Origin of the sequence: Pseudomonas sp. LH1G9 (genome assembly GCF_002949975.1) — a bacterium.
GTDB classification, from domain to species: Bacteria; Pseudomonadota; Gammaproteobacteria; order Pseudomonadales; family Pseudomonadaceae; genus Aquipseudomonas; species Aquipseudomonas veronii.
In genome coordinates this window covers 1925243-1950022 of the sequence record NZ_CP026880.1, presented here as the reverse complement: position 1 = coordinate 1950022, position 24780 = coordinate 1925243, and the positions used below count along the sequence as shown (strand labels likewise).

19 protein-coding genes are annotated in these 24780 nt (G+C 61.2%); 13 read left to right on the top strand and 6 right to left on the bottom strand.

Annotated features, from left to right (window positions below; genetic code table 11):
- Positions 1-2 precede the first annotated feature (2 nt).
- The 7 genes from C5F70_RS09220 to C5F70_RS09190 are packed head-to-tail and all read left to right on the top strand — an operon-like array spanning position 3 to position 6291.
- Positions 3-680, top strand: coding sequence for a thermostable hemolysin (locus C5F70_RS09220; protein ID WP_104903152.1), 678 nt, complete (start codon positions 3-5; stop codon positions 678-680).
- Positions 670-2148 (top strand): AMP-binding protein, encoded by a 1479-nt coding sequence (locus C5F70_RS09215; protein WP_104903151.1) that lies wholly within the window; start codon positions 670-672, stop codon positions 2146-2148. The genes C5F70_RS09220 and C5F70_RS09215 overlap by 11 nt, the downstream gene beginning before the upstream one ends.
- A complete protein-coding gene (locus tag C5F70_RS09210) occupies positions 2145-2819 on the top strand; it encodes a TenA family transcriptional regulator (RefSeq protein WP_017845736.1) in 675 nt (224 codons plus the stop codon). The genes C5F70_RS09215 and C5F70_RS09210 overlap by 4 nt, the downstream gene beginning before the upstream one ends.
- Complete coding sequence (locus C5F70_RS09205; RefSeq protein ID WP_104903150.1) at positions 2806-3615, top strand: SDR family oxidoreductase; 810 nt, start codon at positions 2806-2808, stop codon at positions 3613-3615. The genes C5F70_RS09210 and C5F70_RS09205 overlap by 14 nt, the downstream gene beginning before the upstream one ends.
- Complete coding sequence (locus C5F70_RS09200) at positions 3612-4256, top strand: tetratricopeptide repeat protein (RefSeq protein WP_017845734.1); 645 nt, start codon at positions 3612-3614, stop codon at positions 4254-4256. Before C5F70_RS09205 ends, C5F70_RS09200 begins: the two co-directional genes overlap by 4 nt.
- A gap of 11 nt (positions 4257-4267) precedes the next feature.
- On the top strand, positions 4268-4930 hold the full coding sequence (locus tag C5F70_RS09195) for a response regulator (protein WP_017845733.1): 663 nt from the start codon (positions 4268-4270) through the stop codon (positions 4928-4930).
- Positions 4927-6291, top strand: coding sequence for an ATP-binding protein (locus tag C5F70_RS09190; protein ID WP_017845732.1), 1365 nt, complete (start codon positions 4927-4929; stop codon positions 6289-6291). Before C5F70_RS09195 ends, C5F70_RS09190 begins: the two co-directional genes overlap by 4 nt.
- 7 nt (positions 6292-6298) lie before the next feature.
- On the opposite strand, the gene C5F70_RS09185 is transcribed toward C5F70_RS09190, so the two are convergent.
- Together C5F70_RS09185 and C5F70_RS09180 are read right to left on the bottom strand one after the other, a co-directional pair.
- Entirely contained in the window at positions 6299-7537 is a 1239-nt protein-coding gene (locus C5F70_RS09185) for an MgtC/SapB family protein (protein WP_104903149.1), read from the bottom strand.
- A gap of 12 nt (positions 7538-7549) precedes the next feature.
- Positions 7550-8623: an NAD(P)-dependent alcohol dehydrogenase gene (locus tag C5F70_RS09180; RefSeq protein WP_026139872.1), complete on the bottom strand. Its 1074-nt coding sequence runs from the start codon at positions 8621-8623 to the stop codon at positions 7550-7552.
- Positions 8624-8866: 243 nt separating this feature from the next.
- Here C5F70_RS09180 and C5F70_RS09175 point away from each other — a divergent pair, with 243 nt between their 5' ends.
- The 4 genes from C5F70_RS09175 to C5F70_RS09160 all read left to right on the top strand — a co-directional run bounded on the left by C5F70_RS09175 (position 8867) and on the right by C5F70_RS09160 (position 16659).
- On the top strand, positions 8867-9790 hold the full coding sequence (locus C5F70_RS09175; RefSeq protein WP_017845728.1) for a universal stress protein: 924 nt from the start codon (positions 8867-8869) through the stop codon (positions 9788-9790).
- A 199-nt stretch (positions 9791-9989) separates the two neighbouring features.
- Positions 9990-10739 carry a helix-turn-helix domain-containing protein gene (locus C5F70_RS09170; protein ID WP_032804245.1) on the top strand — a complete coding sequence of 250 codons (750 nt, stop codon included), beginning with the start codon at positions 9990-9992 and terminating at the stop codon, positions 10737-10739.
- Positions 10740-10842: 103 nt separating this feature from the next.
- Entirely contained in the window at positions 10843-11406 is a 564-nt protein-coding gene (locus C5F70_RS09165; protein WP_046383356.1) for a GNAT family N-acetyltransferase, read from the top strand.
- Positions 11407-11667: 261 nt separating this feature from the next.
- Positions 11668-16659: a glycosyltransferase family 32 protein gene (locus C5F70_RS09160; protein ID WP_104903148.1), complete on the top strand. Its 4992-nt coding sequence runs from the start codon at positions 11668-11670 to the stop codon at positions 16657-16659.
- Positions 16660-16710: 51 nt separating this feature from the next.
- Here C5F70_RS09160 and C5F70_RS31000 read toward each other — a convergent pair whose 3' ends face one another.
- On the bottom strand, positions 16711-16845 hold the full coding sequence (locus tag C5F70_RS31000; protein WP_256350977.1) for a hypothetical protein: 135 nt from the start codon (positions 16843-16845) through the stop codon (positions 16711-16713).
- 423 nt (positions 16846-17268) lie between these two features.
- On the opposite strand from C5F70_RS31000, the gene C5F70_RS09155 reads away from it, so the two are divergent.
- Positions 17269-18678 (top strand): circularly permuted type 2 ATP-grasp protein, encoded by a 1410-nt coding sequence (locus tag C5F70_RS09155; protein WP_026139870.1) that lies wholly within the window; start codon positions 17269-17271, stop codon positions 18676-18678.
- Positions 18679-18680: 2 nt separating this feature from the next.
- Positions 18681-19631: an alpha-E domain-containing protein gene (locus C5F70_RS09150; RefSeq protein ID WP_017845722.1), complete on the top strand. Its 951-nt coding sequence runs from the start codon at positions 18681-18683 to the stop codon at positions 19629-19631.
- On the opposite strand, the gene C5F70_RS09145 is transcribed toward C5F70_RS09150, so the two are convergent.
- The 3 genes from C5F70_RS09145 to C5F70_RS09130 form a co-directional block, all read right to left on the bottom strand.
- Positions 19628-20548 carry an AraC family transcriptional regulator gene (locus tag C5F70_RS09145; RefSeq protein ID WP_104903147.1) on the bottom strand — a complete coding sequence of 307 codons (921 nt, stop codon included), beginning with the start codon at positions 20546-20548 and terminating at the stop codon, positions 19628-19630. The genes C5F70_RS09150 and C5F70_RS09145 overlap by 4 nt on opposite strands.
- Before the next feature lie 210 nt (positions 20549-20758).
- Positions 20759-23044, bottom strand: a complete 2286-nt coding sequence (locus tag C5F70_RS09135; RefSeq protein WP_104903146.1) for an ATP-dependent DNA helicase — start codon at positions 23042-23044, stop codon at positions 20759-20761.
- Positions 23041-24687 carry a VRR-NUC domain-containing protein gene (locus C5F70_RS09130; RefSeq protein ID WP_104903145.1) on the bottom strand — a complete coding sequence of 549 codons (1647 nt, stop codon included), beginning with the start codon at positions 24685-24687 and terminating at the stop codon, positions 23041-23043. Before C5F70_RS09130 ends, C5F70_RS09135 begins: the two co-directional genes overlap by 4 nt.
- Positions 24688-24780: the final 93 nt, after the last annotated feature.

Below are 24780 nucleotides of genomic sequence, written 5' to 3'. Positions count from 1 at the left end.
CAATGCCCGGTATCGATTGGAAGATTCCCCTGCCCCTGCTGTTCGGCCAAGCCGACAGCGCATCGCTGTGCCTTTCCCGAGCACTGCCTCAAGACCCCCAACGCCCAGCCTTCGAAGCCTTCATCCAGCAGCGCTTTCGGATTGCCCACGGTGCCGATATCCGTCATTTCATGCCGCAGCTGTTTGGCGTCAGCCAGGCCAACGGTGAACTCTGCGCCGTCGCCGGGGTGCGCCTGGCGAGCGACGAGTCGTTGTTCCTGGAGCGCTACCTCGACCATCCGATCGAGCCGCTGATCAGCGCCGCCGCCGCGCAACCGGTAGACCGCGGGGCCATCGCCGAAGTCGGCAACCTGGCCGCCAGCGACACCGGCAGTGCGCGCCTGAGCATCATCGCCATCACCTGGTTGCTGGCCATGGCCGGCCTGGAGTGGGTGGCATTCACCGGCAATATCGGCCTGGTCAACAGTTTCCATCGCCTCGGTCTGAAGCCCGTCACCCTGTGCGCCGCCGACCCACAGCGCCTGGGCGATGAGCGCCATCACTGGGGCAGTTATTACGAAAGCCAACCCTGGGTGCATGTCGGCAATATCCGCGCCGGCTTCATCCATCTGCGCAACATGGGCCTGTTCTCGCGCCTGGGGTTGCCGACCACGATTGAGGATGCCAGCCATGTCGCCTGAAACCCGCCGTTTCCACGCTGTTCTTCGCGGCTATGCCGAACGCAATGACGGCGCCGTCGCCCTGTGGGGCGACACCTTGAAGATGGATTACACCGCGCTGTTCGCCGAGGTGACCGCTCGACAGGAACGCCTGCGTGATGAAGGCGTGAAGGTGGTGGCGCTGGCCCTGGACAATGGCATCGAGGCCATGCTGTGGGACCTGGCGATCCTGTTCGAAGGCTTGACCTGCCTGACTCTGCCGCCGTTCTTCAGCCCGACCCAGCGCGCCCACTGCCTGGAACAGAGCCACGCCGAGCGCGTGATCGCCGAGCCCTACCTGGACGCCGAATTGCACGCTGGCGGTTACCGCAAAACCGGTGACTTCTGGTGCCGCGCGTTCGACGGCCGCCCTTCGATGCCCCTGGGCACGGCCAAAGTGACCTTTACCTCCGGCACCACCGGCACGCCCAAAGGCGTGTGCCTGAGCGCCGACAGCGTATTGCGGGTGGCCCGCGAGTTGTACCAGGCCAGCCATGCCAGCGACCCGCGCCATCACCTGTCATTATTGCCGCTTGCCATCCTGCTCGAGAACCTGGGGTGCTACGCCGCGCTGTATGCCGGCGCCACCTTGAGCCTGCCCAGCCAGAAGAGCCTGGGCATCCAGGGCGCCAGTGCGGTGGACGCCGCGCAATTGCTCGGTTGCCTGGCGGTGCGCCAACCCCACAGCCTGATCCTGGTTCCGCAGTTGCTGCTGATGCTGGTCATCGCCGCCGAGCAGAAAGCCTTCAACCCGCAAGGCCTGCGCTTTGCCGCGGTGGGCGGTGCGCGGGTCTCCGAGGCCTTGCTGCTGCGCGCGCAGCACTCGGGCGTGCCGGTGTTCGAAGGCTACGGCCTGTCGGAATGCGCCTCGGTGGTGTGCCTCAACCGGCCCGGCGCCCAGCGCGCCGGCAGTGTTGGCCAGCCGCTGCCCCATGTGGAGATCCGCCTGGCCGAAGACAACGAGGTGCTGATCAAGGGCTCGACCTTGCTCGGCTATCTGGGCCAGACCGAACAGCCCGAACAATGGTGGCCCAGCGGTGACCTGGGCGCGTTCGACGACGACGGTTTTCTCTACCTCAAAGGCCGCAAGAAGCATCAATTCGTCACCAGTTACGGGCGCAACGTCAACCCGGACTGGGTCGAGGCCGAACTGACCCAGGGCGGCGCCATCGCCCAGGCCTTCGTCTACGGCGAAGCCCTGCCGCAGAACCACGCGCTGCTGTGGCCTCATCGCGCCGACTGCACCGACGCCCAACTGGCCGCCGCCGTGGCCCTGGCCAACAGCGGCCTGCCCGACTACGCACAGGTGCATTGCTGGACGCGCCTGGAAGAACCGTTCACCGCCGCCAACGGCTTGCTCACCGCCAATGGCCGGCCACGGCGTGACGCCATCGTCGCGCGCTATCAATCTCAACTTGCCCCTGCACTCAACGAGGAAACTTCATCGTGAACTTTTTCGACACCCTGCAAGACGCTACCCAACAAGAACGCCAGACCCTGTTCAGCCTGCCGATCATCCGTGATGCACTGGAAGGCAAGGTCAGCCTGGAGAGCTACCGTGAATTCCTCGCCCAGGCCTACTACCACGTGCGCCACACCGTGCCATTGATGATGGCCTGCGGTGCGCGCCTGCCCTCGCGCCTGGAGTGGCTGCGCAAGGCGGTCTGCGAGTACATCGAGGATGAATATGGCCATGAGCAATGGGTGCTCGATGACATCGCGGCCTGTGGCGGCGACCGCGATGCGGTACGTGATGGACGCCCGGGCTTGCCCATCGAGTTGATGGTCAGCTACCTCTACGACCTGATCGCCCGTGACAATCCGGTCGGCCTGTTCGGCATGGTCAATGTGCTGGAAGGCACCAGCATCGCCCTGGCCACCCACGCCGCCGGCAGCATCCGCGATCACCTGCAACTGCCGGAGACGGCGTTCAGCTACCTGAGTTCCCACGGTGCCCTGGACATCGGGCACATGGAAACGTACCGCCGCTTGATGAACAGCCTGGACGACCCCGAAGACCAGGCCGCCGTGATCCGCGCCTCCAAAGTCGTGTACGCGCTGTACACCGACATGTTCCGCAACCTGCCGCGTAGCGGGGAGGCTCCCCATGCGCCTGTCTGAAGCCCGTGTGGTGCTGACCGGCGCCAGCGGTGGCATTGGCCTGGCGATTGCCACCGCACTGTGCGCCAGTGGCGCGCATGTGCTGGCCGTGGCGCGTCATCGCGAACCGCTGGAAGCCTTGTTGGCGCAATACCCGGAACAAATGTGCTGGGTCGGCGCCGACCTGACCTTCCTCAACGACCGGCGCAAGGTGCTGGCCGCCGCGCAAGCCATCGGCGGCGTCAACCTGCTGATCAACGCAGCCGGGATCAACCACTTTGCCATGCTGGAACAGCTCGACGAAAACGAGATCAACGGCATGCTCGCGTTGAACATCACCGCGCCGATCTGCCTGACCAAGCTGCTGCTGCCCATGCTCAAGCAAGCCGCGAGCGCGATGGTGGTGAACGTCGGCTCCACTTACGGCTCCATCGGTTACCCCGGCTATGCCACCTACTGCGCGACCAAGTTCGCCTTGCGCGGGTTTTCCGAAGCCCTGCGCCGGGAACTGGCCGATACGCGGGTCGGCGTGTTGTACGTCGCGCCGCGTGCCACCCACACGCGCATGAACAGCCCTGCGGCGCAGGCCTTGAACGATGCGCTTAAATCCAATGTCGACGACCCGCACAGCGTGGCCGCCGCCGTGATCAAAGCGATTGCCAACGACCGCCGCGACCTTTACCTGGGCTGGCCGGAGCGCTTTTTTGTGCGCCTCAACAGCCTGCTGCCGAACCTGGTCGACCGAGGCTTGCGCAAACAACTGCCGCTGGTCCGCCGCCTCAGCGATAAACCCGTGAAAAAGGATCTGAACCCATGAAACGCCTCTTCGCCGCGCTGCTGCTCACCGCCCTGAGCCCACTCACCTGGGCGCTGGACAGCGCCGACCAGCAACGCCTGACCGAGATCCAGACACGCTGGGCCCATATTCAATACAACTTGCCCGAGGAACAGCGCACCAAGGCCTTTGAGCAACTCGCCGCCCAGGCGACAGCCTTCACCCAGGCGCGCCCTCAAGCGGCCGAGGCCTGGATCTGGTCCGGCATCGTCAGCAGCAGTTGGGCCGGTGCCCAGGGCGGGCTTGGCGCGTTGAGCAAGGTCAAGGCGGCCAAGGTAGACCTGGAAAAAGCCCTCGCCCTCGACCCCAAGGCCCTGCAAGGCTCGGCCTACACCAGCCTCGCCGCATTGTATGATCGGGTTCCCGGCTGGCCGATCGGCTTTGGCGATGCCGACAAGGCTGACCAGTTACTCAAACAGGCCTTGCAACTGAACCCGACGGGCATAGATAGTCTGTATTTCTGGGGGGATCACCTGTACCGGCAAAAACGCTACAGCGAAGCCCGCGAGGCCCTGCAAAAAGCCCTGCTGGCCGCTCCACGGCCGGGCCGGGAAACCGCCGATGCCGGGCGGCGCAAAGAGATCGAAAGCGTGCTGGCCGACATCAACAAAAAACTCAACTGACGGGAGTCCGCGTGCGCCTATTACTGATCGAGGATGACGAAGCATTGGGTGAAGGTATTCACCAGGCGCTGGTGCGGGAAGGCTACACCGTTGATTGGCTCAAAGATGGCAGCAGTGCATTACATGCACTGCTCAGCGAAACCTTTGACGTGGCGGTGCTCGATCTGGGGCTGCCGCGCATGGATGGGCTGGAGGTGCTGCGCCGCTTGCGCGACAGCGGCTCGAACCTGCCGGTGCTGATCCTCACGGCACGGGATGCCACCGAAGACCGGATCGCCGGGCTGGACGCCGGCGCCGACGATTATCTGATCAAGCCCTTCGACCTGGCCGAGCTCAAGGCGCGCCTGCGCGCGTTGCTGCGCCGCAGCGCCGGGCGCGCACGGGTGATGATCGAGCACGCGGGCATCTGCCTGGACCCGAGCACGCAACAGGTCAGCTACCACGGCGAACCGGTGCTGCTCACCCCCAAGGAGTATCAACTGCTGCACGAACTGCTGTCGCCACCGGGCCGCGTCATGACCCGCGACCAGTTGATGCAGTTGCTCTACGGCTGGAACGAAGAAGCTGAAAGCAACACCCTTGAAGTGCATATCCATCACCTGCGCAAGAAGTTCTCCAGCGAGCTGATCCGCACCGTTCGCGGCGTCGGCTATCTGGTTGAGGAGCGCGGATGACTTCTATACGACGGCGAACCCTGACCCTGATCATCGGCCTGCTGCTCGCCGGTCTGCTGCTGATCAGCGCGCTCAACCTGCATGACAGCAACCACGAAATCGCCGAAGTCTATGACGCGCAACTGGCGCAGAACGCCCGCCTGCTCCAGGGCGTGATGAGCATGCCGCTGGCCAGCCAGGACCAGGAAGACCTGTACCGCGCGTTCAACAAAGCCTTGGGCGAAGCGATGCCCAAGGTGGATGGGCACCCCTACGAAAGCAAAGTCGCCTTCCAGGTGTGGAACCCCAAGGGCGAACTGCTGGTGTTCACCGCCAGCGCCCCGTCATTTGTCCCCGCGCCCACCCAGCCGGGCTTCAGCAACGTCGAAGACCTGAACGGCCGTCAATGGCGCGGCTTCGTGCTCAAGGACAAGGACAACGGCCTGCGGATCTGGGTGGGCGAGCGCGACGACGTGCGCGACGACCTGGTGCAACGCATCGTGCGGCATACCTTGTGGCCCAACGTGCTGGGCAGCCTGATTCTCGCGGCGATGGTCTGGCTGGCGATCGGCTGGGGCCTCAAGCCCCTGGCCGATATGGCCGCCACCCTGCGCGCGCGGCATTCGGGCTCGCTCGAACCGATGCAACTGACGCCGCTGCCCACGGAGCTTGAGCCGATGCAGGCGGCGCTCAACCGCATGCTCGCGCAGATCCAGGAAATGCTCGGCCGCGAACGGCGCTTCATTGCCGATGCGGCCCATGAAATGCGTACACCATTGGCGGTATTGCGCGTGCATGCCCAGAACCTGCTGGAAGCCGGCACGGAAACCGAACGGCGCGAGTCCCTGGCCTTTCTGATCGCCGGCGTCGACCGCACCAGCCGACTGGTCAACCAATTGCTGACCATGGCGCGCTTGGAGCCCAGCGCCGGGCAACCGCCGGTACAGGCCATCGACCTGGCGACAACAGTGCGCGAAACCCTGATTCAGTTGACCCCATGGCTGTTGAGCAAAGGCCTTGAGCTGGTATTCGACGTCGAGGATGGCCCGTGCCCGGTGAATACCGACGCCGCCGCGATCAATATCGCCCTGACCAACCTGGTGACCAACGCCGCGAATTTCTCCCCGGAACACGGGGTGATCACCGTGGGCTTGCGCAAGAACGCCATGCGTTTTGCCCTTACCGTCGACGATCAGGGCCCTGGCATCGACGAAAACCAGCGCGAGCGCCTGTTCGAACGCTTCTACAGCCGTGGCAATGCCCAAGGCGCAGGTCTGGGCCTGACCATCGTACAAACCATTGCCCAACGCCTCGGCGGCCAGGTCAGCCTGGAAAACCTGGCGGCCGGCGGCCTGCGGGCGACCCTGGAAATCCCTGCCTGACGGAGCATCAGCCGGCCCATGTGACCAGCCACATCGCGCCGACCAGCAAGACCTGGCCGACGATCACATACACCGCGAAGTAACGACCGCCGCTGACCCCGGCCACCACGCACTTGCTCAGCGCGTTGCAACTGACCGCGAGCAACACCGGGATGGACGCGGCCTCCAGGGACAGCTGGCCGCTGGTGGCCAGGGCCGCGATCGAGGCGATGGACGCGTGGGCATCGGCAAAGCCACTCAGGGTGGCAGTCAATATCACGCCGACCTGGCCGAAGTGATGGAGCATCAGCGACGACAAGAAGGTAATGCCGGTCAGGGTCACGACCATGATCAGCGCCAGCTTGAGGTCGAATGCGCCGCCCACCTTGATGGTTTGGCTGGCCGCCGCCGTCGGCGCGTGCCACATCAGGCACACACCGTACAACGCGGTGGTGGCAAACCCGGCGAGCAGCGGCCAGGCCATCTGCGACAGCAGCGCCGGTTCCACGGTGCCGAGGATCAGAGCCGCCTGGGCCACCGTCGCAATATTCGAGAAAATGGCCGCCGCCGCGAGGATGCGCAGGTGCTCCGGCTCTTTGGCGACCATCTGGCCCATGGCGGCAACGGTCACGGTACTGGAGGCGAACCCCGAAGCAATGGCGCTCACGACGTAGCCATAACGTGGCCCCAGCGCGCGCACCGCCACGTGCCCCACCGCGCCGACCGCCATCAACAACACCGTCAACGTGCAGATGGTGCGCGGGTTCAGCGCGCCGTAGGGGCCGATAAAGCGATCCGGCGCCAACGGCAGGACCACCAGCGCAACGACCAACAACAACAGGCCGTCGCGCATTTCCACATCGGTCAATTGACTGCGGGCAAAGTTGTGCAACTTGTCGCGATAGGCCAGCAGGCCGGCCACCACCACGCCGACGGCCGTGGCCTGTTCGGGAGCGACCCCACACCAGGCGCCCAGTAGCAGCACCGTGAGCAACGCCACTTCACTGGTGATCCCCGGGTCGTTGTCCCGGCTCTTCCAGTAAGCGGTACTGACGATCACGGCCAGGCACCCGGCGATCAGGCCCAGCAACAGGCCACCGCCGACTTGCTGCGAGACGTAGCCCAATAACGCGGTAATCGAATAGGTGCGCAAACCGGCAAACGCGCGCAACTCGCCCTGGCCCTTGTGGCGTTCGCGCTCAAGGCCGATCAGCATGCCGATGCCCAGCGCCGCGGCGGCACCGGCCAGCCCGAGGGTTTGCGTCATTTACAGGCGCCTTCAGGGCGTGATCGCGACCTTCATGACACCGTCGCGCTGATGGGCAAACAGCTCATAGGCGGCCTCGATATCGTCGAGCTTGAAACGGTGCGTCACCAGGGGCGACAGATCCACCCCGCCGCTGGCCACCACGGCCAGCAAGCGGCGCATGCGTTCCTTGCCGCCGGGGCACAGGGTCGACACGATGCTGTAATCCCCCAAGCCCGCGCTGAACGCGTCGTAGGGAATGTGCAGGTCGCTGGAATAGACCCCCAGGCTGGAGACCCGCCCTCCCGGACGCAGCACGCGCAATGCCGACTCGAACGTACCCTGGGTGCCCAGGGCCTCGATCGCTACATCAACCCCACGGCCGTCGGTGATGGTCATGATCTGCTCGACAACATTGCCTTTCTTGAAGTCGACGATATGGGTGGCGCCCAGGCTGCGGGCGACGTTCATGCGCTCGCTGACGCCATCGACACCGATGATCATCGACGCGCCTTTGAGCCGGGCGCCCGCCACCGCGCACAGGCCGATCGGCCCGAGGGCGAAGACCGCGACGGTGTCGCCGATGGTCACCTCACCGCGCTCGGCTCCGGAAAAGCCGGTGGACATGATGTCCGGGCACATGAGCACCTGTTCGTCGCTCAGCCCATCGGGGATCGGGCACAGGTTGGCCAGCGCATCGGGGACCAGTACGTATTCGGCCTGGCAGCCGTCGATGGTATTGCCGAACTTCCAGCCGCCGGCCGCGCGAAAGCCATGCCGGGTGTCGGGGCCGTCCTGGGAGCCGCAGCCGCACAGGCAGGCATAACTCTGCCCGCTGGGCGTGATGGCGCCGGCGATCACCCGCTGCCCCTCAACGAAACCACGTACCTGGGAGCCCAGCCGCTCGATCACGCCCACCGGTTCATGGCCCACGGTCAGCCCTTTGGCCACCGGGTACTCACCGCGCAGGATATGCACGTCGGTGCCGCAGATGGTCGTGGTGGTGATACGCACCAACGCGTCCAGCGGGCCGACTTCGGGGATGGGTTTGTCGTCGAGGACGATGCGGTTTTTTTCAACGAAGACAGCTGCTCTCATGGTTGCCACGGCGTGACCTCCTGCGTCTGGAAAAGCCTGAATGACATCCAGACTGCACCGCGATGACAACACAGGGGTTGATCATTATCAACAATCCTCTGATTGATCGAGACACCCGGCTGGATGTCGCTGAGCGTGCGCTGGCTCAAGGCGACTTGATGCAAGTCAAACCGGCGCCGGCGCCCGGCGCCATGATCTAGAGTAAGTATCATTGCCCGATGCTATCTGCTGGTTACCCAAGGGAGATTGCCCATGTCTGCTCAAGCACGTTTCTTACTGCTGGTTTCGCCACTGATGGAACACAGCCCCGCCTTCGACCGGGCCGCCGCCCTGGCCAAGGCTGAAGGCGCCGCGCTGCACATCCTCGCCTTCGATTACCTGGAAGGCCTGGCTACCGCCGGCCTGGTCAACGAGCAGGCGCTGGAACAGATGCGAATTGGCTATGTAGAGCGCCATCACCAGTGGCTGGAGGATCAGGCCAGGCCCTTGCGCAACCTCGGCCTGACCGTCACCACCGAAGTGGCGTGGGTGGAGCGCCCGCTGCAGGAAATTCTGATTCGTCTTAAGGAAGAGCCCATGGCCGTGGTGATCAAGGCGCTGGAGCATGAGTCCCTGTTGTCGCGCTTGTTGTTTACGCCGCTGGACGTCCACCTGATTCGCGAATGCCCGGTGCCACTGCATTTTGTCAGCGGTGCGCCCCATGCGTTACCGCGCAAGATCGTGGCGGCCGTCGACCCGTTCCATCACGACGAGCACTACGACAGCCTTAACGACCGCATCCTGCATGAAGCCGTCAAACTGGCGACAGCCTGTGATGCCGAGGTCGAGGTAATTTATGCCCATGACCTGTCCGATCTCGGGGCTCAGGAGTATGGACTCGGCAGCGGTGCCGGGTTCTTCTCTTCGGTGGCCGCCAAACGGCTGTTCGACGAACAGGGGCAGGCCTTCAATGACTTGGCCGCGCGCAACGGTATTCCGCCGGCGCAGCGCCATATGATCTTGGGTAACCCGGCGAAAGTGCTGTCCAGCTATGCCGATGCCTACAACGTCGATGTGATCGTCATGGGCCGGGTCGGTCATCGCGGCCTATCGCGCCTGCTCGGCAGTACCGCCGAAATGCTGCTGTACAAAATGCCTTGCAGCGTGTGGATGGTTAAACCGGAAGTGCTCGACTGAGCGCGGTGATCGTATGCACACCCTCGCTGCACACTCGCGGCGAGGGCATGTCAAAGGCATTCATTGAGGGGGCATAACGAGACTCATCACACTCGAAAGCGATCAGCGGTCAAATATATGAAACATGCACCTATCTTTCTCCAATATTTGGATGTTAAGTAGGAGGAATATATATGTGTGTGTGCAAGAGGCTTTTGTGATGAAGTCAACTCCAGTTCTTGTACAAGTCCAACATTTAAAAACAACCTGCGCGAGCTGCAGCGTTTTAGAGTTGTGTTTACCCCTGGGTTTGACCGAGATCGAAGTGGGTCGCCTGGACACATTGATTCCACAACGCGTCAAAGTCAAAAAAGGTGCTTCGCTGTATCGCACCGCTGATCCGTTACGCTCGCTTTACGCCGTGCGTACCGGATTCTTCAAGACCTGCATACTGTCCATGGATGGTCGCGAGCAAGTCACCGGGTTCCAGATGGCCGGGGAAATGCTCGGCCTCGACGCCATCAGTGCCGATGCCCATGCCTGCAACGCGATTGCGCTGGAAGACAGCGAAGTGTGCCCTCTGCACTTCAACCAACTGGAGCGACTGGCCGGTCAAATACCGTCGTTGCAACATAACTTGAACAAAATCATGAGCCGCGAAATTGTGCGTGATCACGGCATGTTATTGCAGATGGGTAATATGAACGCCGATGAGCGGCTTTGTGCATTTGTATTGAATATATCAATGCGTATGAGTACGCGTGGTTATTCATCGCGATCTTTTATATTACGCATGCGACGAGAAGAGATCGGCTCTTATCTGGGCCTGCGCCTGGAGACGGTGTGCCGCAGCATTGCGCAGTTACGCAAACTGGGCCTGGTGCATATCAGCGCGCGCAATGTCGAGATTCTCGACCTGGCGAAACTCAAGACGTTCATATCCGGCTGTCATCGGCATGGTCCCGAGTAACAGGGCCTCATCTGATCCAAATCAGCTTTATCTGTCGGCAAAGGCGTAGAACCGAAGCAACAGGGGGCCGCTCCTGTCGCCCCCAAACCTCGGAGCTCACACCATGCTTACCGTCGAAGAGCACAACAGACAAGCCGCCATCGCCTATAAAACAAGCCCGGAACCGCACTGGATCGATAAGCTCAATGACGGCCGCCATGTGCTGGTGCGCCCGCTGAGAATCGAAGACCGGGACCGCGAATATAACTTCATCAAGAGCTTGTCCCGCGAGTCCCGGCACGCGCGCTTCCTCGGCGAAATCAACGAGCCCGGCAAGACCCTGCTCGATCAATTGATGGATGTCGACAATCAGCAACGCGTGGCGTTTATTGCCCTGGTGCATGACAACGGCAAACTGATCGAAATCGGCGTTGCGCGCTATGCCGCAGCCAAAGAGCACGAATGCGAATGCGCGGTCACCGTGGCGGACCCTTGGCAGCACCTGGGACTTGGGCACATTTTGATGCAACACCTGATGACCGCGGCGAAAGCAAACAACTTCACGTCGATGTACACCGTGGATGAAGCGAGCAACACCCCGTTGCGTGAGTTGACCAACGCGTTGGGCTTCCACACCGTCACCAATCCGGATGACGCTACCCAAGTGATCAGCAGCGTGAAGCTCTGAGTAGCACTGCACGGTAAAAGGGCGGCGCGCCGCCCTTGCCTTCCATACACTCGTTTGAGTGTATTCGTACCGAACCGAAAACGTCTGTTGCGCGAACGCCTGTAAGCAGGGTGAACCGCACCTGCGCCTGGCACTGCGTAATACCGGGTAACGGTGTTTTGGCTGAACGAAGGAATCAAGACCGCTTCTGTCGCTACACAAGGTTAATGCCGCGGGCACTGCCCCCCTGGCGTCATCTCGTAACCTCAGGCGACAGACCTCATGACCAGTGTTTCCACGCACATCACCGCACAACCCCAGCCATTCGCCCTATCCCACCTGCCACTCGCCAGACACAAACGCGAAGCCCCTGCCCCCACCGAGTCGGCAGGCGACGCTCGTACCGAAGGCGATCGCGCATTGGCGGCCGAATACAGTACTGCGTTGCTGCTGGCGGCCAATCGCGAGAGCAATATCAACATCCGCCCGATACCTGCCGATTCCTCATTCGGTCGGTGGTGGGGGCAGTTGCGTGCCGCCTTTCGATCACCCGACGTCGTTCAGTGGATGCGTGACAAAGGTATTAATGCTGAGTCGATAACACTCAAACCGGAATCGGGAACGATCACCTTCAAGCTCAAGCCTTCGGTTGATCCCGAGCAGAAACTGCATACCGTCGGGCAAGACGACAGGCGCTGGGGCGCGATCAGCGGCCCCATCCTCCAGGCCGCACGTGTGATCAACGCGGGGCACGAGGATACGGCCTTCACGCCGCCGGCAAGTGATCTCAGTGAATCCGCACCTTGGTTTATGGTGGGGCGGTTTTATCAAGAGCGGCAAGACCTTACAGGACCGGCGATGCGCAGGCGTGCTGAAGAACTCGACCGGGACCAAGGTTTTTCACGCCTCGACCCGAGCAGCGCGGCAGGCTTGATTGAATCGCGTAGCGCGGACGCGCTCCAAAAACAGGAAGCCACGGTGGGCGATGTGGTGAATCGGTATGAGGCCATCAACGAGCTGCGGCACCTGGCAAAGTCCGTGGACATCCGCAATCCCGAGCAAATCCCGGGCGAATTGAAGAGGCGGACGCTCTCTCTGTCTTCCCCGAGCACCTACCAACCCATCAGTGCTAGCCAATCGAACAGGGTCAGCCTCGTGCAATTCCTGGAAGATCATGGCTGGCATATTCCCACCCATCACGAACAGCTGGAGAACCTCGCAACCGCCCTCTCAACCCCGGCGCCCAAGATGCCGGCGCACGGTAACCTCGGCGGAGCGCTGGCTTGGCCTGTGCCGCTGGATCAGGGAGACCTGCAACAGCTGAAGGCAGATATTGGTACAGGCAAAATTGGCGATATTGACTTAGGACCGTCAAAAAATGTCCTGGACTACCTGCTGAGCGGCAGGACAATTTCCGCGGCGGAACAGAGCAACCCGCGAAGGCTGATCGATACCTGGATCACATCGCCCAGAGGCAAGGCGCTGGGTGAGGCGATTCAAACTGCGTTCGAGGCGCGGGGTGTCAAAGGCAGTGCTTCTGACTGGCTGCTCACGGCCCTGAACAGCGAAAGCGCCAGCGTCTCTGGCGACGACGTCGATCACCAAGCCCCTGGTCAAATTGAAGGCTATCGGCTGGTCTCGGCGGAGAACTCGGGCAAATCACCGTCGACGGTTGTCAAGGAGCTGGAGGATCACCTGGTCGCCAAAGGTAAAGCCTCATCCCCGGAAAAAGCCACGATTCAGGCTCACCTGTTACTGGCCAGCCGGGCACCGGAATTCCTGATCAAGGACATCCCGGAAGGCGTCGTCGTGGGCACCCACAGCTGGGTCAGTCTTGCCACGGCGGTTGCCCGAATCGAAGCGAAAGCGCCAGGAAACACGGCGTCGATGAGCTACGCCGACGTTATGCTCGAAGCCAGCGTTGCGCCGATCTCTGACGACGAACGCACTGTCGAATATGTCGCCCAGACCGACGCAATCAAACACTGGAGCGTTGCCAACGGTATGGATTACCCGTCGACGGAGGCCTCAATGACGACTGCCCGCGAGGCCTACAGCGCGCAGATTCGAGAGTTGAGAGAGGCTGCGCAAACGCACATCGGGCAAATGCCGACGACGAGGGGCATTGCGCTGGAACAGTTAAAAGTAGCGCTGCCTCACGTCGACCCGGAACTGTTCGAAGAAAAAACTATCACCCTGCAGCCTTCCAACCGGCACTTCCCCGGGCCTTACTCGATACTGGACATGTATATCGATGGTCGAGGACTCAAAGGCGCACCGGACTCAGCGGATAATTGGGGGGAAGCGGGCCGTGGTTTCGTGAACCTACTGACATTTGGCGGCGTCACTCTGCGGCCGGACGGTCGTCCCAGCGCATGGGTGTCCTCCTCGGACGGGTTCAGCATTAGCGATGTGCTGGAACGGCTTAACGAACTACCGCGCCCGACGGAGATATTCAACGAGACGTTCTCGGATTACTCCAGTGCCGTCAAAAAAACGACCGCCGCGCAGCTCAAGCACCTTATTTCGAAACAGCCGCTGGAGGATCGGCAGAATCTGGAGTTTGGCAAAATAACAATCCGCAAAGAAATGTCGTTCCACCGCGCCGATCAGCCCAGGCGTGTTTCAGACGGTGTTCTGCTGGTCGAGACCGAGCGCAATGGCCAGCGCATGAGCTATGAAATCGATCGACTAAAAGGGACGGTGACCAAGCTGCCGGACAAGACTTATCGGGACTATGAGCCGACGGTTCATTCTATAAAAGCAGGCAAACGTTTTGATGAGGTAAAACCCGCAGGTCACTATGCAGCGGGGATAACCCATGAAAACAAAGATGCACAAGGCGCACCCAATAGTTTCAGTAGCGCTAGAACCCAATACATCGTTGATGCATTGGTAGAGGATATCAACTTGCCGGCGGTGGAGAAGTACGCCAAGGGCAGAACCACCTTTGACTCTGAAGTACCGCTGCATGAGACCGTTGAGGAGATCGCGCTCAACCTGATCCCGTTACGGTCAGCCATTGTTAATTTTACCAACGGCAATGTTGGTGGGGGCGTTGTCGATCTTGCCTTCGATATCTTTGGTTTCGCCGTCGGCTTGGGAGCCGCGGCAAAAGGCGCGAAAGTCGCGGCGGCCGGCGCATCGACAGTTGCCAAGGTTGGTCAGGTCGCCAAGATTATAGGGCGCGCGACCGTGGGCGCACTCAATCCATTGGACGGGGTTGCCGACCTGGTTCGCGGCGTGGCGAACGGCCTGCATCAAGGCGTCAGCACAGCGATCAAGGGGGTCAAACATCTGCGCGGCTCTTACCGAGGTGTCGATCTACTTGAATTGGCGAAAAAAACCGATGTCGCCGAAGGCACACTCAAAACAGCTAATGGCACACGCGAAAGCAAAGCGCTGGGCAAATTCGATGAGGCGACCAATAAGTGGTACGCCTACGATCCGCTCGCGAAGCAGGCATACGGCAGGCCGTTGGACAACTTCAGCGTTGACACGCCGAGGTTGAATGACCCCAATAGCCTGCACTCGATCGGCAGTAATGATGTGGTGAAGACCGCCAGTCAGCAGCACGGCGTGGCAGCAACCGGCAGATTCACCGTGGGGCAAGAGACGGTCGAAGGTAACGTGGTTTTGTTTCAAGGTAATTGGCATCGCTACGACGCGATCAATAAACGTGCCTTCGGCCCGCCGCTGACGGATTTCAAACCGAGCCGGGTCGCGGCCAATGGTGACGTGAGGTCGATGGACGCCGATTTGTTGGGCTATGAGGTCAAGTACATTGCGCCCCAAGAGTTATCGACAAAAGGCTTACAGTCCAATGTGTACGTGGGTCGCAGTAAAAAAGAATATGTAAAAATCGATGGTAAGTTTTATGAGTCACACCTCAAGGATGGCCAGCGAGTTATCCGGCATCCGGCGCGCACGGGGCCTGACCTACCGGTCAGGGATCTGGGGCTTTCCGGATGGGAACCGCTCTCCAGAACCGACCGCCTCCTGGGGGGCGCGGGCGGCAACCCCTGGAACCCCGGAGAAAATACCTACTTAATCCCGCTGGACGATATCCACCTGACGGGAAACCCGACACGCCCCTATTCGCTGAACCACAAGGGCGTAGAACATGATGTCACCTTCAACATCTATGCCGGTACGTGGAAATCCAGCAACCTCAAACCAGCAAGCGGTGCCCCAGACCAGGATTACTTCTGGAGGAGTGGCAAAGGAAAATGGCAACGGGGAACGCTTAGTGAGTTTAAACACGCAAAAAAAGTCGATGCCCGCGCGTTTAAATATGTTGATGTTTCCCCTCCGACAATTTTACGGGTTCCAAAAGATGCTCACCCTATCCCCAAACAGATTCACTATTTTTGGGCTGGCAGTGACATTCCGCCGAACCTGATAGAAAACATCGCCAACAACTCTGCCAATGCACCTGGGTATAAATCCATTATCCATGTAGATGCGGACAGCCCGGCGATGTTCGAAAAAATCAAAAGCAAATTGCACACTCAAGCGCCTGGCCTAAGCGTCATGAATCTGCACGAGGACGATTTTTTCAAACAATTGAAAGACACTGAAATGTACAACTATTTTCGACAGGGGCAAGGTAAAAATCTCGCCGCCACTTCGGATGTCGCCCGTTACCCACTGATGAATAAATACGGAGGCATTTACCTCGACACCGATGATGCGATTCCAGTCAATATTGGCGCTACCGCATTGAAGGCGGGCTCCAGCGACATTCTGCTTAACAGACCCGTCGCCCATACTATTACGGACTACAAACCCTTCTACAACACCAGTAACTTTGCGACGCAGCCTGGCAATCCGGTTATTAACGATATGATCGCGGAGATGAACAAGCGTTTTTCCGCTAACAAAGCTTACTTTGAAAGCAACCGCCCCACCGTCACCAGAGGGCCCGGAGGGGAAATCCAATACACCTCTGAATTTCGCACCTACGAAAGTAAGATTTTCGAGACGGTAGGCCCAACAATGTTTGATGACGTGCTCCAGTCAAAAAGACCTGACATGTACCATCTGGGCCTCGATGGGTTGGCTAAAGAATCGAAGATTGTCGACGGTAAGCTGGTCTCATCCGGACCGATAGTCGATATTGAACGTGAAGCGCGCCAATATTATGCGAGCAAGGGTATTACTCCGCCGGACCTGCTGGGTAATCAGATAAAAAAGATGAAGGAGCACTACCTATCACTTCTTCACCAACTCCAGATAAAGATTGGCGCCGAACACTCCTGGATAGGAACATGATCAACTAATGCTCATACCGGCAGCCGGCCAACGCTGGCAAGGTATGAACAATCAGTCTTGATGTTCACCGCTGCCAGGGTCCGCGGCGTCATCCGGTTCCTTGAGCGGCACTTCTGCATCATCCATCAGCGACCCCGGGTCTTCGTTGCCGGGGTCGTTGAGGTCTTCTTCCGAATCTTTTGACATGACCGTCTCCTCTGATCGCCTTGACATAGCGTAGCTCTTTTGAAGAACGCGGCCTGCGTCAAGATGAGGCCCTGCGCGGGTCGTTAAAGTTCCGGTGAATCCCTGGCCGGGCATTCAGAAACGTTCAAGTTCGCGTATGCACCGTTGTAGTGCGCGCGCCGTTCCCTGGTGGCGAGCAAACGCGCTCGCCACCAGGGAATAGAGACGCTTTGCCGGTTTCGGCACAGGCATTGCTTAATCCATTCATCGTTCACCCGCCATGCCCGGATACAGGAGCATTCGTTACCCCCCGACCCAGAGCCGACCCCATAAGAAAGTAAGGACCTGGCCCGATGGCACCCTGCGCCACGGGCTCATAAAAAATGCGTTTTTCAAAGCGGCAGTGCCCCCCCGCGCTTCCCTCGGCACTGACAAGGTACTGGAATGGCTCGATCTTTCTTTGATGAAATGAATGACGCACACGGTGTATGCCGCGCGCACTATCAGGAATTCTCCCGCTGGCTGGCCAATACGCCGCCAGAACTGCTGGACCAGCGTCGCCGCGAAGCCGACCTGTTGTTCCACCGCGCCGGGATCACCTTCACCTTGTATGGCGACGAGCAGGACACCGAGCGCCTGATCCCCTTCGACATCATCCCGCGCAGCATCCCTGCCAGTGAATGGAGCATCATCGAGCGTGGCTGTATCCAGCGCGTCACTGCGCTGAACATGTTCCTTGCCGATATCTACCACGACCAGCGCATCATCAAGGCCGGGATCGTTCCGGCGGACCAGGTGCTGGGCAACGAGGGTTACCAGAAGGCGATGGTCGGCCTCGATCTGCACCGCGACATCTACTCGCATATTTCCGGGGTGGACCTGGTGCGCGATGGCGACGGCACCTACTACGTGCTCGAAGACAACCTGCGCACGCCCAGCGGTGTGAGCTATATGCTCGAAGACCGCAAGATGATGATGCGCCTGTTCCCCGAAGTGTTCGCCAAACAGCGCATCGCGCCAGTGGACCACTACCCCAACCTGCTGCTCAAAACCCTGAAAAGCGCCAGCCGCCTGGACAACCCCAATGTGGTGGTGCTGACGCCGGGGCGCTTTAACAGCGCATTTTTCGAGCATGCGTTCCTGGCCCGGGAAATGGGCGTGGAGTTGGTGGAGGGCGCCGACCTGTTCGTGCAGGATCTCAAGGTGTTCATGCGTACCACCGACGGCCCCAAGGCCGTGGACGTGATCTACCGCCGTATCGACGACGCGTTCCTCGACCCGCTGGCGTTCAACCCGGAATCGATGCTCGGCGTGCCCGGCCTGGTCGCGGCCTACTGCGCCGGCAACGTGGTGCTGGCCAACGCCATCGGCACCGGCGTCGCGGACGACAAGTCGATCTACCCCTACGTGCCGGAAATGATCCGCTTCTACCTGGACGAAGAACCGGTCCTGCAAAACGTGCCGACGTTTCAGTGCCGCAAGCCGGATGAGCTGTCCCATGTGCTGGCCCACCTGCCGGAACTGGTGGTCAAGGAAACCCAGGGCTCCGGCGGCTACGGCATGTTGGTCGGCCCCGCGTCCACGGCGGCGGAGATCGAGGACTTCCGCCAACGCATCAAGGCGCGTCCCCACGCCTATATCGCCCAACCGACCCTGAGCCTGTCCACCTGCCCGACATTTGTCGAAAACGGCATCGCCCCCCGGCATATCGACCTGCGCCCGTTCGTGCTGTCGGGCAAGGAGACCCGCCTGGTACCCGGTGGCCTCACGCGCGTGGCGTTGCGCGAAGGGTCGTTGATCGTCAACTCGTCGCAAGGCGGCGGAACCAAGGACACCTGGGTGGTGGAGGGCTGAGTATGTTGAGTAGAACCGCCGCAGACCTGTACTGGATGTCCCGTTACCTGGAGCGTGCCGAGAACCTGGCGCGCATGCTCGAGGTCAGTTATTCGCTGTCATTGATGCCCCAGGCCGGGCGCAGCGATGGCCTGGACGAACTGGCGATGTCGCTGCTCAGCAGCGGCACCCTGGACAGCTACCTGGAGCGCCACGGCCAACTGGATGCCGAGCGCATGCTGCACTTCTTCGCCCTCGACGAAGAAAACCCGGCCAGCATCTACAACTGTCTGCGCGCCGCACGGGGCAACGCCCATGCCGTGCGCGGGCGCATCACCGCCGACATGTGGGAAAACCTCAACGCCACCTGGCTGGAAATGCGCAGCATCGCCGCCGGCGGGCTGGCGCGCCATGGCATCAGCCACTTCTGCGATTGGGTCAAACAGCGTTCGCACCTGTTTCGCGGGGCGACGTCCGGCACCATCATGCGCAATGACGCCTACCGGTTCATTCGCCTGGGCACCTTCGTCGAACGCGCCGACAACACCTTACGCCTGCTGGATGCGCGCTACGAGATGTTCGGCGAGGAATCGGAGGAAGTCAGCGACTTGTCAGCACGCGGTTATTACCAGTGGAGCGCCCTGCTCCGCGCCCTGTCGTCATTCGAGGCGTACACGGAGCTGTATCCGAATGCGCTGAATGCACGCTCGGTCTCGGAGTTGCTGCTGTTGCGCAGTGATGTGCCGCGTTCGTTGCATGCCTGTATCGAGGAACTGAGCCACATTCTGGCGGACTTGCCAGGCAGTTATGGGCGCACCGCACAGCGCTTGGCCGCCGAGTTCGAAGCGCGGCTGCGCTATACCGGGATCGACGAAATCCTCGAAGCAGGCTTGCACAGCCGCCTGACGGAATTCATCGACACGGTACGCGAATTGGCGCGGGCGATTCACCGCTCGTACCTGGAGGTGGTTTAGACACCGAGGGGCGCGTGCTTTCGCTCGCGGTATTCCCGCGGGGAGCAGTTCATCAGGCGCTTGAAGGCACTGCTGAACGCGCTGTCCGACTGATACCCGAGTGACTGGCCGATACAGGAAACACTTCTGGCAGAAGAGTTCAAGGCCTGTAACGCCAGGTGCATGCGCCAGCGCGTCAGATACTCCTGGGGCGCCATTCCGACCCGCTGCTTGAAGTGCAGGGCAAAGGTCGACCGGGATTGGCTCGCGACACCGACCATGTCGCTCAAGGTCCAGCGGCGTGCCGGTGCGGCGTGTATTTGCTGCAGTACCGGCGCCAACCGCGGATCGTTCAACGCCGCCAACCAACCGGTGGTAGTGGCGCCCATGGATGACTGATAGAGGCGCAGGATCTGCACCAACATCATTTGCGCCAGATGCTCGGTCATCAACGCCGCGCCTTGCATCGGGCTGGCATATTCCCGAGCCAGGCGATCCAGACACCAGCGCAAAACGCTGGCCTGCTCGGACCTCGCACTGAAACGCACCACGGGCGGCAACCCCTCCAGCAATAGACGGGCGTCGTCACCGTAGCTAAAGCGCCCGCCTATCAGGAACAGATCCACAGTCTCACCCAGGCGAGCGATCCCCCCCACGGCGTCACGGTACACCGTGCGCGCGTCAACGCCCTCCAGTGCAAGGTTGCTGGACAACCTCCAGGGACGGTTCTGCGTCAACAAAAAGCAATCGCCCTCGCTCAAGGGCATCGGTACGGGCATGCCCTCGACTTCCAGCCAACACTTTCCCTCCACCACGGCATTGAACTTGATGCCCTCCGGCGGTGGAAAATCCAGGGCCCAATCACCGCCAGCCTTGAGGCCGGCGAAATAGGACCGATGACTCTTTAACAGCGCCACCACGTCAGACAGGGTATCCATAAAAAAAACTCCGGACGATCGCGACAGAAATACGGACTTTATGGCGTTTCGCGTCCGGCATCCAGGGGAGAACATAACGGCTCCCCCTGGAGAATTCCCTATGATCAATAAACAACGCCCTATCGAGAGTGGATTCGACGGCACGACAACCGCTATGCAAGCGTTGGCGGGTAAAGATTTGCACGGTATGACTGCCATCGTCACCGGTGGTTATTCAGGCATTGGCCTGGAAGCCGTTTTAGTCGCTATCGCCCACCATCGAGGCAACAGCTGCCGCACCCGCCCTTCGCCGAACCGGTCATCGATCAACATCACCACGCCTTGGTCCTGCTGGCTGCGGATCACCCGCCCCGCAGCCTGCACGACTTTCTGAATGCCCGGGTACAAGTAGGTGTAGTCGTAGCCGGAGCCGAAGATCGCGCCCATGCGCTGCTTCATCTGTTCGTTGATCGGGTTCAGTTGCGGCAGCCCCAGGGTCGCGATGAACGCGCCGATCAAGCGCGCACCGGGCAGGTCGATGCCTTCGCCAAACGCGCCGCCCAGCACCGCAAAACCGACGCCCTGGCTGTGTTCGGTGAACTGTTCGAGAAACGCCCGGCGCTCGGCTTCGGCCATGCCGCGAGACTGCTGCCACAGTGCGATGTGCGGGTGTCGCTCGGCGAGTAACAGCGCCACTTGTTGCAGATAATCGAAACTGCTGAAGAACGCCAGGTAATTACCCGGTTGGTGAGCGAACTGCTCGGCGATCAATTCAACGATGGGTTCCAGCGAGGCCTGGCGATGCACGAACCGGGTGGAGACCTCATCGACAATCCGCACCCGCAACTGCGCGGCATTGAACGGTGATTCCACGTCGACCCAGGCAGTGTCCGCCGGCAGGCCCAGCAGGTCGGCGTAGTAATGGCGCGGGCTGAGTGTGGCGGAAAACAACACGCTGCTGCGCGCCGCCGTGAATCGCGGGCGGATGAATTCGGCGGGCACCACATTGCGCAGGCACAAGGTGGAACTGCTGCGCTTGCCGCGCAACTGACGCAGGCTGATATCAAAGATGAAATGTTCGTTGAACAGCTCGGCGACCTTGGCAAATTGCAGTGCCTCAAAATAGAACGCCTGCAGATCGCCGTTGAGTGCCTCGGGGTGGTCGTTGAAATAGTCGCCCATGGCGCTGGCGCAAAGGCTCAGGGCCTGGAGCATTTTGTCGGGTCTGGCCGCGTAGGCCTGATACGGCGCGAGTTGGTCCTTGTGCAACGCGTTCCACTCACGATTCAAGCGCTGCAAGGGTTTCTTCAACGGCTCCGGCGCCGTATCGCGCACGGTCTTGAGGGTGTACTGATCAAGGCTGGCGCTGTACATCGAACGTGCGCGCTCCACCAGGTTATGGGCTTCGTCCACCAGCACCGCGACGCGCCACTGGTTGAGTTGGGCCAGCCCGAACAACAGCGCGCCAAAGTCGAAATAGTAGTTGTAGTCGGCGACCACCAGGTCGCTCCAGCGCGCCATCTCCTGGCTCAGGTAATACGGACAGAGGCCGTGCTCCAGGGCGACCTCGCGCAAGTTGCGTTGGTCGAGCAGGCGCACCTTGGCGGCCGCGATACGCGCGGCGGGCAAACGGTCGTAGAAACCCTTGGCCAGCGGGCAGGATTCGCCGTGGCAGGCCTTGTCCAGGTGTTCGCAGGCCTTGTCCCGCGCCACCAGCTCCAGCACGCGCAGCGGCAGTTCGGGACTGCTGGCATACAGCACTTGCGCGGCGTCGAGGGCCAGCTTGCGGCCCGGGGTCTTGGCGGTGAGGAACAACACCTTGTCCAGTTGCTGGGGCGCTAGGGCCTTGAGCATGGGGAAGATCGTGCCGACGGTTTTGCCGATGCCGGTGGGCGCCTGGGCCATCAGGCAGCGGCCGGTGCTGACGGCTTTGTACACCGACTCTGCGAGGTTGCGCTGGCCGGGGCGAAAGGCGCTGTGGGGGAACGCCAGGGCCTGTGCGGAGCGGTTGCGGGCGTCGCGGTGCTGCATCTCCTGGCGGGCCCAGCCGAGAAACAACGCGCATTGCCGGTTGAAGAAGCGTTGCAGATCGGCGGCCGCAAAGCGCTGGTTCAGCAAGATTTCGCCCTCGCCGACGATATCGAAATACACCAGCGCCAAATCGATATGCGCAAGCCCGAGCTTCTGGCACATCAACCAGCCGTAGACCTTGACCTGGGCCCAATGCAATTGCCGATGGTTGGCGGGCTGCGCGTCGAGGTCGCCGCGATAGGTCTTCACCTCTTCGAGGCGGTTGCTGTCCGGGTCGTAGCCGTCCGCCCTGCCCCGCACCTTGAGTTCCTCGTACTCGCCTTCCAGGGCCACTTCGTTCTGGTAGTGCGCGCTGCGCCGCGAGGCGACCGTGCGATGGCCGGCGATGCCTTCCTGGGCGCTGGGCGAGGGGGTAAAACGCAGGTCGAGGTCACCGACCTTGGCCGTGAACTCACACAGTGCGCGCACCGCCACGGTGTAGCTCAAGCGGACTGCGCCCAGCGCACATAGCAGACGGTGACCGGCATCTGGTACTCGCCACAGAACTCCAGCCAGCGCAGCTGGTTGTCTTGCAGGCGATCGCCGGGGCCTTTGACTTCGATCATGCGGTAGGTTTTCTGCGCGGGCCAGAACTGGATCAGGTCCGGCATACCCGCGCGGTTGGCGCGAATATCCAGCAGCAGCCGCTCGAACCAGCAACGCAAGTGTTCGGCGGGCAAGCATGCCAAGGCCTGCTCCAATAGTTCTTCACTGAGCAGGTTCCAGAAGACAAAGGGTGACTGGATGCCCCACTTGTCCACGTACCGTTGGCGGATGGTGTGTTTGTAGCGGTCATCCTGCAGTTGCTCGAGACAGGCGGCAAACAGTGACGCACGGCGCTGATGGAAGTCTTCGCTGTGCAAATCCGCCGGCCCGCGCTGGAACGGGTGGAAAAATGCCCCCGGCAGCGGCGCGAAGATCGCCTCCCAGCACAGCAGGCCGAACAGCGAATTGATCAGGCCGTTTTCGACGTAGTACACCGGCGCATCGGGCTCGCTCAGATGGGCCTGCACGCAATACTCCACCGCCATCGAGAGCGGCGGCGGCGGGAGCGCCAGGTCCAGGCGCGTGACGTCCCGAGGCTTGGCCTTGGGCACGGCTGGCGCGCCCAGCTTGCGCCGCAGGCGCGGCAACACTCGCAGCAGGTGTTGCTGCTCGGCGGGGCTTTCCGGGGCCTCGTGGGCGGCACATGCCAGGGCCATCGCCTGGGCGTAGTCTTCCTGGCGCTCCAGCACGCGAATCAAGCGTGCGCGCGCGCCGGGATAAGCACAGGCCCGGTAGATCTGCTCGGCCAACGCCAACTCGGCACTGCGCTCGCAAGACTGGCCGACCTGGAACAACAGCTTGGCCCGGCGTTTTTCCAGCCAGGGGTTGTCGGTCTGCAACGTGGCGATCTGCGCCAGCACGCTGTCCAGCGCCTGCGCGGACTCAAAGGCTTGCTGGCACTGGTGCAGGAACAGAAACCCCAGCACGTCATCGCGGCTGCGCAAACCGCGGGACTGCGCGCAAAACTCGACTTTTTCGTAGGTGTAGATCCCCAGGTCCGCCAGCACGAACTCCGACCAGTCCTGATGCAGGTTGCCGAAGAACATCAAGCGCAGGCGATCACACAAGTCCATCACGGTGACGCTGTAAAGCACGTCATCCAGCTCGGGGCACCAGTGGGCAAAGCAGCGGCGCTCATCGAACTGCGGCGCCAGTTGCTCGAGCCAATCGGCCTTTTTGCCCTTGGGCTGCTCGATCCACGGCTGGAACGCGCCCAGCAACTCGCCCTTTTGCAGCAACCCGAACAGTTCGTCAAAGCCCAGCAGGCACTGATCATCCACCCAACCCAAAGCCTTCAGCGGACGCGCTGCCGCATGAGCGCAGCCGATCTCCGGGTAATTGAGCTTGCCCGCTCGAAAATGCACGCCCTTGCGCATCACCAGACGTACCAGTAATGCCTGGGACGCCTGCGGCAACCTGTCGAATTGCTGAATGAAATGCGCTTCTTCAGCATCGAGCAGATCGGCATAGCGTTGTGCCAGCCAATCCAGTACCTGACGGAAGTTATGCAGGTAATACAGGGGATTTTCGAGGGGTTCGGGCATGGTCCGCAGCGATCAAATACTGGTTATGCATACAGAGTGCCGCCGCTGACGCGTTGTTGCAATCGGTAATAGATAAATGGCGCACGCAACTTT

What these genes read in the sequence shown, in the direction of transcription:
- C5F70_RS09185 (WP_104903149.1), bottom strand. Translation starts at nt 7,537, where the DNA reads ATGACGCAAACCCTCGGGCTGGCCGGTGCCGCCGCGGCGCTGGGCATC.
- C5F70_RS09170 (WP_032804245.1), top strand. Translation starts at nt 9,990, where the DNA reads ATGAAGTCAACTCCAGTTCTTGTACAAGTCCAACATTTAAAAACAACC.
- C5F70_RS09165 (WP_046383356.1), top strand. Translation starts at nt 10,843, where the DNA reads ATGCTTACCGTCGAAGAGCACAACAGACAAGCCGCCATCGCCTATAAA.
- C5F70_RS31000 (WP_256350977.1), bottom strand. Translation starts at nt 16,845, where the DNA reads ATGTCAAAAGATTCGGAAGAAGACCTCAACGACCCCGGCAACGAAGAC.
- C5F70_RS09130 (WP_104903145.1), bottom strand. Translation starts at nt 24,687, where the DNA reads ATGCCCGAACCCCTCGAAAATCCCCTGTATTACCTGCATAACTTCCGT.
- C5F70_RS09215 (WP_104903151.1), top strand. Translation starts at nt 670, where the DNA reads ATGTCGCCTGAAACCCGCCGTTTCCACGCTGTTCTTCGCGGCTATGCC.
- C5F70_RS09220 (WP_104903152.1), top strand. Translation starts at nt 3, where the DNA reads ATGCCCGGTATCGATTGGAAGATTCCCCTGCCCCTGCTGTTCGGCCAA.
- C5F70_RS09190 (WP_017845732.1), top strand. Translation starts at nt 4,927, where the DNA reads ATGACTTCTATACGACGGCGAACCCTGACCCTGATCATCGGCCTGCTG.
- C5F70_RS09145 (WP_104903147.1), bottom strand. Translation starts at nt 20,548, where the DNA reads ATGGATACCCTGTCTGACGTGGTGGCGCTGTTAAAGAGTCATCGGTCC.
- C5F70_RS09205 (WP_104903150.1), top strand. Translation starts at nt 2,806, where the DNA reads ATGCGCCTGTCTGAAGCCCGTGTGGTGCTGACCGGCGCCAGCGGTGGC.
- C5F70_RS09160 (WP_104903148.1), top strand. Translation starts at nt 11,668, where the DNA reads ATGACCAGTGTTTCCACGCACATCACCGCACAACCCCAGCCATTCGCC.
- C5F70_RS09155 (WP_026139870.1), top strand. Translation starts at nt 17,269, where the DNA reads ATGGCTCGATCTTTCTTTGATGAAATGAATGACGCACACGGTGTATGC.
- C5F70_RS09175 (WP_017845728.1), top strand. Translation starts at nt 8,867, where the DNA reads ATGTCTGCTCAAGCACGTTTCTTACTGCTGGTTTCGCCACTGATGGAA.
- C5F70_RS09200 (WP_017845734.1), top strand. Translation starts at nt 3,612, where the DNA reads ATGAAACGCCTCTTCGCCGCGCTGCTGCTCACCGCCCTGAGCCCACTC.
- C5F70_RS09150 (WP_017845722.1), top strand. Translation starts at nt 18,681, where the DNA reads ATGTTGAGTAGAACCGCCGCAGACCTGTACTGGATGTCCCGTTACCTG.